This is a genomic window from Aquimarina algiphila (assembly GCF_007489275.1).
GTDB lineage: Bacteria > Bacteroidota > Bacteroidia > Flavobacteriales > Flavobacteriaceae > Aquimarina > Aquimarina algiphila.
The window spans coordinates 1-12986 of sequence record NZ_VLNR01000077.1 but is presented as its reverse complement, the minus strand read 5'-3'; the positions used below and the strand labels follow the sequence as shown (position 1 = coordinate 12986).

The following is a 12986-nucleotide window of genomic DNA, read 5'->3' as shown; positions in this document are numbered from 1 at the left end:
TATTGATTTTATGGTAGTAATATAAAAATTAAAATTATCGTATCGCTTCTATTAAATTATGCTTATAAACACTACCAATAGGAATATGAACACCTTCTATTTTAATTCGGTTACCCTCTATTGTTTGAATTTTTTTTAAGGCTACGATATATGATCTGTGTATTCTCAAAAATTGTTTTTTAGGTAACATATTTTCAAAATTTGTTAACCTATCCAAGGATGTGATCGTTTCATGACCAAGATGTATTTTGACATAACTACCTAAACTTTCTAAATATAAAATTGAATTTAGAGATATTTGATGAATTTTTTTATCCCCTTTTATGAATATACTTTCATCTGTATTGATAACTGAGTTGGTGACTGATGTTAATTGATTAGAGTTTCCTTTTTGTGCTCCTTCCATTAATTTTTTTTGATCTCGTGCTTTGCCAATAGCTTTTAGAAAACGTTCAAAACTAAATGGCTTAAGGAGATAATCTATAATATTAAGCTCATAACCTTCAATAGCATACTCCTGATATGCTGTAGTAACTATAATTAGTGGAGGATTACTTAGCGTACGTAAAAAATCTAGTCCTTTAAGTTTTGGCATATTAATATCCAGGAAAATCAAATCAACCTGATTTTCATTTAAATAACTCATAGCTTCAAATGCAGAATAACATTCTTTTTCGATAGTTAAAAAAGAAAGATCTTCACAATAATTTTTGATTACTTTATGAGCTAATGGCTCATCATCTATCGTTATGCAATTCATTCTAAATTTAATTTTAGCTCTACTATAAATTCATTGTCTTTTTTGATAATATCCAGAGAATGAGCATTTGGATAAATTAAAGATAGCCTTCTCTTTACATTTTCAAGTCCTATTCCAGATTGATTTTGGGATATTGTATCATTAAAATTATTTTCAATACAGAGATATAGCTCTTTTTCTGTTGTTTTTAATTCAAAATTTAGGAATGCATTTTTTTCGATAAGATCAAAACCATGTTTAAATGCATTTTCTAAAAATACAATTAGAATCATTGGAGCAATTTGTATAGATTCATTTTCAATTTCTTTTTTAAATGTAATTATTCCACGCTTGTGATGCCTCATCTTTTGTAAAGCAATGAAATTATCTAAATATGTTACTTCGCCAGCAATTGAAACTTTGGAAGCTTTACAATCATAAATTGTATATCGCATCATTTCAGAAAGTTTTAAAATAACAGAAGGGGTTTCATCAGACTTTTCGAGAGAAAGAGCATATAGATTATTTAGCGTATTAAAAAAGAAATGTGGATTGATTTGATTTTTTAATAAAGATAATTCAAGATGAAGACGATCATTTTCGATTTTGTTAATTTTAGAAAGTTGAAAGAACCATTTATAAGAGAGGTTTAATAGTGTAGTGATTAGCATTATAAAAACCATAATCAAGATTCCACTTTCTATGTTTTTTTCTTCCTTTGGTTGATTAAACCAATAATGATCCATCCAAGGCTCTATATAAGCTATAACAGATCCCCAACCAATAATCACAACAGACATTATTAAACCAAACCTAATGTATTGTTTTCTAACAAGGTATTTTGGGATGAGCCAGTATATATTGAAATAAATAGGTGGAACAAGTATTAAGAAAATACCCGAAGCAACTTGCAAAAAGTAAATGGCTAATGAACCAAAAGTAAGTGTATCCCAATTTGCAACAGCAAACATTAATCCGATTACAAATGATATGCTAATAAGAATGAGGATATGAATAAGTATTCTTTTTTTCATAGAAAACTAATGTACTAAAACTATCGAAGTAGGACTATTCTATTTAACGAATATCATTATATCATCAATGAATTGATTCTTTTTATTAATGAACTTATTTCATTGTTTAACTATACTTATATGCAACAGGTATAGCGTTGTTCGTTAAAAAGAATTGATTCCCCAAACGCATTCTATTTTTTTTGTTCCAGATTCTAAAACTACGAACTTATGAAATTAGTTATACAAGATTTATGTAAAACATATGCAAACGGGGTAAAAGCACTGGATCATCTTTCTTTAGAAGTTTCTAACGGAATGTTTGGTTTATTGGGCGCAAATGGAGCTGGTAAATCTTCTTTAATGAGAACATTAGCAACACTACAAGAAGCAGATAGTGGTTCTGTTTTTTTAGGAGAAATAGATATTCTTAAATATCCAACCGAATTACGAAAAGTATTGGGATACCTTCCTCAGGAATTTGGTGTATACCCAAAAATAACCGCAAAACAATTACTAGATCACCTAGCCATTTTAAAAGGTATAAGTCATAAGAAAGAAAGGGCCGAATTAGTTCGTTATTTACTCCATAAAGTAAACCTTTATGATAAACGAAATAAAGCTGTTAAAGGATTCTCAGGAGGAATGAAACAAAGAATTGGCATTGCTCAAGCGCTTATTGGTAATCCAAAATTAATAATTGTAGATGAACCCACTGCAGGGCTGGATCCTGGAGAAAGAAATAGATTTCATAATCTCCTGGCAGATGCAGCAGAAGATGTAATCATTATTTTATCTACGCATATTGTCGAAGATGTGAGAGAATTATGTCAACACATGGCCATTATGAATAAAGGAAAATTAATATGTCAGGGCAAACCTCAATCAGTAATTGATGAATTAGAAGATAAAGTCTGGCAAAAATTAATAGAACGAAATGAGTTAGAAACTTATACAAATATGTATAAGGTGATTTCAAATAAAATGGTAGGAGGTAAGCCACTAATTCATGTGTTAAGTGATCAGATACCCGGAGAAGGATTTCTTCAAGTTTCACCAACATTAGAAGATGTTTTTTTTGCAAAAACAAATATTATTTAAGCCTCTTGATTAGGTATAATCTTAAAACAAAACATGATGTTTAAAACATTCTTTTTAAAAGAGATCACAAGAGGGTTAAAACAACCCATGATCTATATATTTCTTTTCATATTTACAATCATTGCTGTCATTGGAGTTCTGAACGATGATATAACATTTGGAGGCTCAGTAGGAACTACATTAAGAAATGCTCCCTATGTAATGACAATATATGTGGCAAATATGTCAATTTTTGGATTGCTAATTGCTACGACCTATTTTAATAATGCCGCATTAAGGGATTATCAGTATAATTTTGATGAAATTCTTTTTAGTACATCTATCCATAAAGCTGGTTATTTTTTTGGTCGATTTTTTGGTGCTCTTTTTTTATCTACAATTCCATTATTGGGTGTACTTATTGGTTTCTTAATTGGTACTAATATGGGGTTTGAAACTGGAATAATAGCCGAAAACAGGTTAGGAGAGCTTCATTTCGGTGCTTTTATAAATAACTATTTACTATTTATTTTGCCTAATATGTTTATTTCTGGTGCGATTATTTTTGCTATTGCGAATACATGGAAAAGCACAATTATTTCATTTATAGCTACTACTATTATTATAATTGGATATTTATTATCAGGAACATTTTTAAATGATATCAGTACAGAAAATTTGGCAGCACTTACTGATATTTTAGGGATAAGAGCTTATACTATAGATACCAAATACTTAACTGGTATTCAAAAAAATATAGAAATCGTGTCTTTTACAGGGTGGTTACTTGTCAATAGAATTCTTTGGTTTTCTATTGGACTAATTATCATTTTTGGCTCTTATATATCCTTTTCTTTTATGCGAAAAAATAAGAAAACAACTATTACTAAGAAAAGAAAGCATAAAACATCAGAAACAAAAAGCTTTAATCTCCCTCAAATAAAAAGTAACTTCAACAATACAACATCAGCAATACAGTTTATTAGTTTCTTTAAAATCAATTTTTATACTCTTTTAAAAAGTAATACTTTTAAAATAATGCTCATTTTTGGGGCTCTTACTTTAATTAATAAGCTTATCAATGGTTTTGAGTACTATGGTCTTCAATCCTATCCTGTAACCTATAAAATCCTTGATTTTAATCGCCCCATTAGTATGATTCTAGGTATGATCATGTTAGTGTTTTTTAGTGGGGAGTTAGTATGGAGAGAGCGAACAAATAAGATTAATGGAGTAGTTGATAGTACCTATCATCATTCTTTTGTTTTAATCATTTCTAAAATAATATCGCTAATTGTTATAAATATCATCTTTGACCTATTTCTAATTTTTATATCTATTGGATATCAATTGTTAAACGGGTACACAAATCCGGAAATCGGAGTATATCTCTTAGATTTTCTCTATTCAGGTTTGCCAACGTATGCGATTTGGTCCTGTATTTTGATATCGATACAAATTCTTATAAACCATAAATATATTGCATACTTTGTGTCAATCTTACTTATTTTCTTAATAGAATTTTTGGTAGTAGATACATTAGGGATTTCATCCTATATGGTTAACCTTGGATTTACACCAAGTTATTTGTATTCTGATATGAATGCGTTTGGGGCAGTGTTAACCGCAAAAAACTGGTTTAACTTATATTGGATATTATTTGGTGTTTTACTTACCATAATAACAAGTGTGTTTTGGGTAAGAGGAACCATTAGCGGATTCAAAAACAGATTAAAAACTGCACAAAAATATTTCACGAAGAGATATATTTTGAGTCTAATTGTTATTTCTGTTTTGTTTATCTTAACCTCTAGCTTTGTTTACTATAATACTCAAGTATTAAATCCTTATACATCTGCTGATGATATTGAAAATATGCAAGAGTCTTATGAGAAAAAATACAAACAATTTGAACACATTATACAGCCCAAAATAACTTCGATACAATATGAAGTTGATATTTACCCAAATGAGCGGAATGTAAAATCTAAATCCTACATTACTTTAGTAAACAAAAGCAAAAAAGCAATTGATTCTCTACATTATACAACTACATATTTTGTTGGAGAAAGCAATACAGGGCTAGAATTAAGAATTTCAAACTGGAAAAAAACAATAGCTATTCCAAATTCAAAATTGGTGTATAATGATACTAGACTTGGTTATCAGATTTTTAAATTAAATACTTCATTATTGCCAAATGATACGATACATATTGTTGCCGAAACAAAGTATGTTAGTAAAGGTTTTGAAAACTCTGTATCAAATATTCGCGTCGCTAAAAACGGAACATTTCTCGATACATCTCATATTTTGCCTTCTTTTGGATATGAAGTTAATAATGAGATAACAGATGCTAATAATCGAATAAACAGAGGTTTACCTGTGAGGGTTGTAATGAATTCTTTGAAGGCTAAAAAAGATGTAACTACAGGAAATTATATAACTAAAAATCTATCAGATTGGGTGCAAATAGAAACTACTATTTCTACGGCGAATGATCAAATAGCAGTTGCACCTGGCTCACTCATAAAACAATGGTCTACAAAAGAAAGATCTTTTTTTAAATATAAAAGTGATCACGTATCATTAAACTTTACCAATTTTATGTCAGCCAAATATGAAGTTGCCAGCAAAAAATGGAACGGAATTGATATCGAGGTTTATCATCATAAAACGCATCATTATAATATCGATATGATGCTTAATGCAGTTGAAAAATCACTAACGTACTTTACTGAAAACTTTGGTCCTTATTTTCATCATCAAGCAAGAATTGTTGAAATTCCGAGATATTATAATTTTGCTCAAGCATTTCCTGGAACAATGCCTTATACAGAAGGAGGAGGGTTTATCACTAATCTTTCAAATAAAAATGATAACAATATCATCTATTCTATAGTAGCTCATGAGATGGCTCATCAGTATTGGGCACATCAGGTAGTGGGTGCCAATGTAGAAGGGGCTACAATGCTGTCAGAAAGTTTTGCTGAGTATTCTGCATTAATGGTCATGAAAAAAGAGCTTAATGATGATATAAAAATGAAGCAATACCTGGCTTATGATTTTGAAAAATATTTAAAAGGAAGAAGCCGTGAAACAGAAAAAGAAAATCCTTTATATAAAGTAAAGGATCAAGGATATATTCATTATGGAAAAGGGAGTTTAGTGTTATATGCTTTACAAGATTATCTTGGAGAGGAAGTAATTAATGAGGCCTTAAGAGAATTTTTAAATGATTATAAATATAAAACCGCTCCCTATCCAACAACCTTAGATTTTATATCATATTTAGAATCTCGAATACCAGATGCTATGCAGTATCTTGTAAAAGATTGGTTAAAAGAGATTACACTGTATGATTATCGCTTGAAAACAGCAACTTATACTGCTAAAAATAATGGGAAGTATGATGTTTCAATGTCTATTGAAGCTCATAAAATAAAAGTAGATAGTTTGGGCAATGAGCATAATGTACAACAACATGATTGGGTTGATATTGGAGTATATGCCGATGCAGACGAAAAAAAACTGATACATGTAAAAAGAGTGTTGTTTACTGATCAAAATATGAGCTTTACATTTGAAGTTGATCATATTCCGATAAAAGCGGCTATAGATCCAAAACGACTACTGATAGAACGTGTAATTGACGATAATGTAAGAGAGGTAATAGAACTGATGAATTAATTTTTAAGTAGAATACTAGAATATTTTCAACTATTTTTACAATTACAAATTTGTCAATCAATTAATTCTTACACTATCATGAAAACAAAACTCGTTTATTTTTTTATCATTTTCACTATATTCTTTGTTGCTTGTAAAACAGATACAGATACAGAGAAAACAAAATCAATAGAACATTCATCAATTAAACCACCTATTGCTAAAAAAATTCCTGAGAAGTTAGAGGCGCATGATGATATCCGAATTGATAATTATTTTTGGATGCGTTTAAGTGATAAACAGAAAAATGCTGAAATACCTGATGCACAAACTCAGGATGTATTAGATTATCTAAATGCAGAAAATGAATATAAGAATATAGCAATGAAGCACACTGATAGTCTTCAAAAGAAGTTATTTGATGAAATGGTTAGTCGTGTTAAAAAAGATGATGCTTCTGTGCCTTATAATGATAATGGTTACTCTTACTATACACGTTATGAAGAAGGTTTGGATTATGCCTTGTATTGCCGTAAAAAATTAGATGACACTAATAAGGAAGAGATTATACTCAACGGGCCCGAAATGGCAAAAAATCATTCTTATTTTGCTATTGGAGGCAGGTCGATCAGTATTAATAATAAGCTTTTAGCATTTGGTGTAGATACCGTTTCCAGACGTCGTTATGTAATTCAATTTAAAAATTTAGAATCTGGTGAACTATTATCAGATAAACTTGAAAACACAAGTGGTAGAGCAGTATGGGCAAATGATAACAAAACTCTTTTTTATGCTACAAAAGATTCTATAACGTTAAGACAAGATAAAATTTATAAACATGTTTTAGGGACTGATCAATCTCAAGATGAATTAGTTTTTGAGGAGAAAGATGAAACTTTTCTTTGTTTCGTATATAAATCAAAATCTCGAAAATATATTATGATTGGTAGTGATCAAACCTTATCTACAGAATATAGATATATAAATGCTGATACTCCAAATGGCGAATGGAAACTTATCCAAGCTAGAGAAAAAGATTTAGAATATAGTGTTGATCATTATGATGACCATTTTTACATTAGAACAAATCTTAATGCTAAAAATTTTCGTTTAGTAAAAACACCTATTTCCTCTACAACAAAGGAAAACTGGATAGATGTAATTCCTCATCGTGAAAATGTTTTGCTTCAAAATTTTGAAATTTTCAAAGAGCATTTAGTGATACAAGAACGAGTAGATGGATTGCGTACAATTCGAGTGATGAAATGGAATGGTGATAATGATCATTATATCAAGTTTAAGGATCCTGCTTATGTTGCATATCCAACAACAAATCTTGATTTTAATACTAATATTCTTCGTTACCAATATTCTTCTTTAACTACTCCTACAAGTACTATAGAGTATAATATGGAAACGAAGAAAGAAACTATTTTAAAAGAACAAGAAGTATTAGATCCTAACTTCTCAAAAGATAATTATACATCTGAACGTTTATACGCAACGGTAAGAGATGGGGTTAAAGTGCCTATATCAATTGTATACAAAAAAGGTATAGAAATAAGTAATAATACTCCATTATTACTATATTCTTATGGTTCTTATGGTTCTTATGGTAGTAGTACAGAACCTTTTTTTAGCTCCAATAGACTTAGCTTACTAGATCGCGGATTTGTATATGCCATGGCCCATATTAGAGGAGGACAAGAAATAGGAAGGCATTGGTATGAAGATGGTAAACTACTTAAGAAAAAGAATACATTTACTGATTTTATTGATTGTGGTGATTTTTTGGTTAGTGAAGGTTATACAAGTCCAGACCATATGTATGCTATGGGAGGTAGTGCAGGGGGGTTATTAATGGGAGCCATTATGAATATGAAACCAGAATTATGGAATGGAGTAGTGGCTGCTGTACCATTTGTAGACGTAATATCTACTATGATGGATGAAACTATACCTTTAACAACATTTGAATTTGACGAATGGGGTAACCCAAAAAACAAAGAATATTATGAATATATGAAATCGTATTCACCATATGATAATGTTGAAGCAAAAGCTTATCCAAATACATTAATTACAACAGGCTATTGGGATAGTCAGGTACAATATTGGGAACCCGCTAAGTGGATAGCCAAACTTAGAGAATTAAAAACTGATGATAATCTTTTAATCATGGATTGCGATATGAAAACAGGTCATGGTGGTGCGTCAGGTAGGTTTGAGCGTTATAAACGTACTGCCTTGAGTTATGCATTCATGATGGATCTGGAAGGAATGAAAAAATAGAAATATATAAGTATTAATAAGTATACAGAGATTGATATGAACGGATGTTCATATCAATCTCTGTATTTTGTGACAGTATTAAATAGCTTATTTTTCTTTCCAGGATTTCTTTGTAAATGAACAGTTATAAAGGAGTGAATGATTATCAATTTTCATTAGTATCTTTATTGGCTTAATAATCAATAATTAATTGTCCAAAAATATAGAAGACATAATATACTCTGAGGTTGCAAAACAACCTATTCCTTTTGAAATAATTTCAATGGAAAATCTCTATAAGCGCTTTGAAAACCATTCTGTAGATTTATTTTCATCTCATAGAATTCAGTTTAATGCACTTATCATCATCACAGAGGGTAATAGTACTCATGATGTTGATTTTAAGGAGTATATATTGTCTCCAGGAGTCTTAATTCCTTTGGTAAAAGGCCAAGTACATTTTTTCAAAAAAGAATTATTAGTAAAAGGATATATTATTTCATTTAATGAACCTTTTATTACGGAACATATTAGTGAAAAGAATCTATTTCACTTTCTTCATTTATATCATACTTCTAATCTACTGATAGGTGAGGAGAACATTGCTCTTCTTTTCCCTTTTATAGCTCTTTTAGAGCAAGTACAAAGCAGTACGAATAATAATTTGAAGTCAGACTTTGTTAAAACCATATTTTTATCTTTACTTATTCAAATTAAGCGACTTACTATATATCAACATGAAATTTTTGAAAGCCGAAGATTTAAAGATTTTATTCACTTTAAATTATTAGTTAGTCAGTATTATCAGGAAAGTCATAATGCAAAAGATTATGCGAACCGATTAGCTATTTCATATAAATACCTTAATGATATCTGTAAAGAAGTAACCAATAAAACTGCCAAAGCTTTTATTGATAGTTGGCTTCTTCTTGAAATTAAACGGAATATTTCTGAAAAAAAATATACTACACAAGAAATTGGTTTTAAGATGGGTTTTCCCGAACCTTCAAATTTTATTCGATTTTTTAAAAAACATACCGGCACAACTCCTAACAAATTTATCAAACGATACAACTAATCAACTTCGGTTATAGATTGACTATTTATAATAATTGATTGATCATTCTTAAGCCTTATTGCTTCAGTAATTTTGTGTTATCAAAATAAACAATGATGACACTAAAGCAACAATTGATACAAATAAGTGATGCTGGATTCTCAAGAATACCTAAGGCAATTGCCCAAGTTTTATTAGATGGGATAAAAGAAGTTAGATTAAGTAATTTAAAGAAAAATGCTCTTAAAAAAGGGGATTATGTTCCAGATTTAGAAGTGTTAAATTCTTTTGGTATATCTACATCGATACAAGAATTGGTTACTCATAAATTATTGATCATTAATTTTTATAGAGGTGGTTGGTGCCCCTATTGTAATACAGAATTAAGAGCTTATGAGAAATTAAAAGAAGACTTTGCCGAATTAGGGGCAGGTATCATAGCAATTAGTGCAGAAACTCCAGAAATAACGATACAAACCTCAAATAAGAATCATCTTTCATTTCCTGTATTAAGTGATCAAAATGCCAAACTGATGAAAGCCTTTGGGATTGTTTTTCAGTTAAATAAGAAATTAAGAGAAGAATATACCAATTTCGGAATCAACCTTAGTGAGATCCATGATAATTCTAATTATGAACTTCCGGTTCCGGCCATATATGTTATTAATAAAGATCTGGAAATCGTTTACGATTATTTTGAAGAGAATCATATGATAAGGTTAGAGCCTAAGGATTTATTAAATGTTTTAAAAGATGAGATCTCAACCCTTTACATTAAATAGTAATATAAATATTAGTAAAATGAATACAGAAAATCAGCCTTTAATAGAGGTCAAGAAAACTATTGAAAGATTAATTGAAGCAGGAACAAGTTTTGATGTAGAAGAATTAGAATCAATTTATCATGATAATCTCCAAGTTATTATGATAGATGATAAAGGTCAGTTAATGAATGCCGACAAAGCAACCTTTAAAAATTTATTTCAAATGAAACGGGATAATGGGGAAGCTCCATTGAATACCTGGGCTGAATTCAATCATATTGAAGCAGATGAACAAACAGCTCATGTTTTAATAACTCGAAAAGTAAAATTAACAGAAGAAGAAAGAAAATTGGTGCTAAGCATTGATTTGGTTAGAGAAGATAATCGTTGGCAAGTAACACGTGAGGTTATTTTTTCTCAACCTATTAATTAAACTAATAAAAAATTAAAGACTATTATCATGAAAACAAATAAAATTATATATTGGATAGCTACGGGGATTATGACTCTGGTATTCACATTTTCTGCAGGAATGTATATATTTAATTATGAAAGAGCATCTGGTTTTTTTGAAAATCTTGGATTTCCGACTTGGATAATATATCCATTAGCCATAGCTAAGATATTAGGATTGTTAGCAGTTTTAAGCAGAAAAAATACATTTTTAAAAGAGTGGGCATACGCTGGTTTCTTTTTTGATGCAGTACTTGCGTTTTTTGCCCACTATATGGTTGGAGATGGAGAATGGATGCCTTCTATTGTAGCAATTATTGCGATTCTTGTATCAAGAATTTATGAGTTTAAAGCTTTTTTACCACAAACAAATGAATAGCGAGATGTATAATTTGTACCTAAGACTTTAAATATTAAGCGATTCTAAGAAAAACCAAAATTATTTGCAACAGGTAATTCAGTATACTAATGTGTATGCTGAATTACTTTTATTTATAATTCCATAAAATTTTCTTCAAAATTAGAGATGAAATCATGAATATATTTCTTATTTCTGTTTTCTTTCTTTAATACCAGATAATGTTTTCTTTTTACCCCATGTTTACTTATGCGCTTAAAAACAATATCTTCTGATAGAGTAAAAGGTTTTAGTTGCCATTTTGGAGCACACATAATTCCCATATTAGCCCTAATCATCGAGATTGTAATTTCGGTAAACGGAATTGCAGAGATTTTAATTGGATTTATTTTATGAGGCCTTAAAAAATGATCATAAACAGATACTCCTTCTAATGGAAACGAATTAATCAACAAATGTATATTGGCAAAATGACTAGCTTCAAGATATTCATGTTCATTTAATTTACTTTCTTTGTGCATAATAGCAAATATTTCATCCTCAAATACCTCTATACTAGTAAGTTCTTCTTCTTCAGGTTTGTTTGTTACAATAGCAATATCAATTTCATTAGATAATACTTGTGAGATGGTTTGGTAGGTAGCACCAAGACTCAATTCAATATCAATTTCTGGATAAAGTATACCCATTTTTTGAATAAATCCAGGGATAGTATGAAAAAAGGATTGACATTCTGCACTTAACTTAATAGCCCCTTTAGAACCTTCTTTGATGTGTTTAATAGTATTAAAACCTTCATCTATAGTATTAAATAGTTTATTGGCTAATCGATACAATTCTTTTCCTTCTTGGGTTAATTCCCATTTATTTCTGGTTCTATGAAATACTTTAAAGCCTAAACGTTCTTCGAGTTCTCGCAATTGATGACTTAAAGCAGATTGCGTTAAAAATAAACGTTCTGAGGAATTAGCAATACTACCTTCTTCTGCAATAGTTTTTATTAATCTGAAATACTTAAGTTCCATACTCAACAAAGATACAATACAATACTACGAGTTGTAGTTGAAAAAAAATCAATTAGTCACTTATGAGGATTCAATTTACTTTTTAATAAATAGAAGGTTATACCCATAATTTTGATAAAAAATATACAACATGAAAACATCAAAAACAATTGGATTAATAGGAGGGATGAGTTGGGAATCTTCAAAACTTTACTATGAATTGATTAACAAACGAATCAATGAAGTTTTAGGAGGCTCTCATTCAGCCAAAATAATCATGGTATCTGTTGATTTTGCAGAAATCGAAAAACTAACATTTGAAGGAGATTGGGATAGTATTGGAGCTATTATGGCAAGAAGTGCATGGCAATTAGAAAGGGCAGGAGCAGACATCATAGTGCTGTGTACCAATCTAATACATTTAGTGAGTGATGCTATAAAAGAGCATGTGTCGATTCCCTTTTTACATATTGCTGAAGCTACAGGAGATGCCATTAGAGAAAAAAAACTTAAAAAAGTGTTGCTGTTAGGGACAAAGTTTACAATTATCTGTTGATTTTGCAGAAATCGAAAAACTA

11 protein-coding genes are annotated in these 12986 nt (G+C 29.9%); 8 read left to right on the top strand and 3 right to left on the bottom strand.

All coding sequences use genetic code 11. The features are described from left to right. Positions 1 to 34 precede the first annotated feature (34 nt). Positions 35 to 760 (bottom strand): LytR/AlgR family response regulator transcription factor, encoded by a 726-nt coding sequence (locus FOF46_RS25690; protein WP_109437367.1) that lies wholly within the window; start codon positions 758 to 760, stop codon positions 35 to 37. Continuing rightward, positions 757 to 1773: a sensor histidine kinase gene (locus FOF46_RS25685; RefSeq protein ID WP_143918438.1), complete on the bottom strand. Its 1017-nt coding sequence runs from the start codon at positions 1771 to 1773 to the stop codon at positions 757 to 759. Before FOF46_RS25685 ends, FOF46_RS25690 begins: the two co-directional genes overlap by 4 nt. Positions 1774 to 1983: 210 nt before the next feature. Here FOF46_RS25685 and FOF46_RS25680 point away from each other — a divergent pair, with 210 nt between their 5' ends. The 7 genes from FOF46_RS25680 (at position 1984) to FOF46_RS25650 (ending at position 11425) form a co-directional block, all read left to right on the top strand. Continuing rightward, positions 1984 to 2853, top strand: coding sequence for an ABC transporter ATP-binding protein (locus FOF46_RS25680; protein WP_143918437.1), 870 nt, complete (start codon positions 1984 to 1986; stop codon positions 2851 to 2853). A gap of 33 nt (positions 2854 to 2886) precedes the next feature. After that, the gene (locus tag FOF46_RS25675; protein ID WP_244299765.1) at positions 2887 to 6522 is read left to right on the top strand and encodes an ABC transporter permease/M1 family aminopeptidase; all 3636 of its coding nucleotides are present in this window, start codon (positions 2887 to 2889) and stop codon (positions 6520 to 6522) included. A gap of 78 nt (positions 6523 to 6600) precedes the next feature. After that, on the top strand, positions 6601 to 8793 hold the full coding sequence (locus FOF46_RS25670; protein ID WP_143918435.1) for a S9 family peptidase: 2193 nt from the start codon (positions 6601 to 6603) through the stop codon (positions 8791 to 8793). 262 nt (positions 8794 to 9055) lie between these two features. Then, on the top strand, positions 9056 to 9850 hold the full coding sequence (locus FOF46_RS25665) for a helix-turn-helix domain-containing protein (RefSeq protein ID WP_143918434.1): 795 nt from the start codon (positions 9056 to 9058) through the stop codon (positions 9848 to 9850). 95 nt (positions 9851 to 9945) lie between these two features. Further along, the gene (locus FOF46_RS25660; protein ID WP_167571948.1) at positions 9946 to 10611 is read left to right on the top strand and encodes a peroxiredoxin-like family protein; all 666 of its coding nucleotides are present in this window, start codon (positions 9946 to 9948) and stop codon (positions 10609 to 10611) included. Next, a complete protein-coding gene (locus FOF46_RS25655; protein ID WP_109437361.1) occupies positions 10583 to 11026 on the top strand; it encodes a nuclear transport factor 2 family protein in 444 nt (147 codons plus the stop codon). Before FOF46_RS25660 ends, FOF46_RS25655 begins: the two co-directional genes overlap by 29 nt. A gap of 27 nt (positions 11027 to 11053) precedes the next feature. After that, positions 11054 to 11425, top strand: a complete 372-nt coding sequence (locus FOF46_RS25650) for a DoxX family protein (protein ID WP_143918432.1) — start codon at positions 11054 to 11056, stop codon at positions 11423 to 11425. A 113-nt stretch (positions 11426 to 11538) separates the two neighbouring features. On the opposite strand, the gene FOF46_RS25645 is transcribed toward FOF46_RS25650, so the two are convergent. Beyond that, complete coding sequence (locus tag FOF46_RS25645; protein WP_109437359.1) at positions 11539 to 12429, bottom strand: LysR family transcriptional regulator; 891 nt, start codon at positions 12427 to 12429, stop codon at positions 11539 to 11541. Between the two features lie 130 nt (positions 12430 to 12559). On the opposite strand from FOF46_RS25645, the gene FOF46_RS25640 reads away from it, so the two are divergent. Continuing rightward, positions 12560 to 12964: an aspartate/glutamate racemase family protein gene (locus tag FOF46_RS25640; RefSeq protein ID WP_143918431.1), complete on the top strand. Its 405-nt coding sequence runs from the start codon at positions 12560 to 12562 to the stop codon at positions 12962 to 12964. Positions 12965 to 12986: the final 22 nt, after the last annotated feature.

Excerpts from the sequence above, each read along its gene's own strand:
- FOF46_RS25655 (WP_109437361.1), top strand. The coding sequence starts at position 10,583 with ATGAGATCTCAACCCTTTACATTAAATAGTAATATAAATATTAGTAAA.
- FOF46_RS25685 (WP_143918438.1), bottom strand. The coding sequence starts at position 1,773 with ATGAAAAAAAGAATACTTATTCATATCCTCATTCTTATTAGCATATCA.
- FOF46_RS25675 (WP_244299765.1), top strand. The coding sequence starts at position 2,887 with ATGATGTTTAAAACATTCTTTTTAAAAGAGATCACAAGAGGGTTAAAA.
- FOF46_RS25650 (WP_143918432.1), top strand. The coding sequence starts at position 11,054 with ATGAAAACAAATAAAATTATATATTGGATAGCTACGGGGATTATGACT.
- FOF46_RS25670 (WP_143918435.1), top strand. The coding sequence starts at position 6,601 with ATGAAAACAAAACTCGTTTATTTTTTTATCATTTTCACTATATTCTTT.
- FOF46_RS25665 (WP_143918434.1), top strand. The coding sequence starts at position 9,056 with ATGGAAAATCTCTATAAGCGCTTTGAAAACCATTCTGTAGATTTATTT.
- FOF46_RS25690 (WP_109437367.1), bottom strand. The coding sequence starts at position 760 with ATGAATTGCATAACGATAGATGATGAGCCATTAGCTCATAAAGTAATC.
- FOF46_RS25645 (WP_109437359.1), bottom strand. The coding sequence starts at position 12,429 with ATGGAACTTAAGTATTTCAGATTAATAAAAACTATTGCAGAAGAAGGT.
- FOF46_RS25660 (WP_167571948.1), top strand. The coding sequence starts at position 9,946 with ATGACACTAAAGCAACAATTGATACAAATAAGTGATGCTGGATTCTCA.
- FOF46_RS25680 (WP_143918437.1), top strand. The coding sequence starts at position 1,984 with ATGAAATTAGTTATACAAGATTTATGTAAAACATATGCAAACGGGGTA.
- FOF46_RS25640 (WP_143918431.1), top strand. The coding sequence starts at position 12,560 with ATGAAAACATCAAAAACAATTGGATTAATAGGAGGGATGAGTTGGGAA.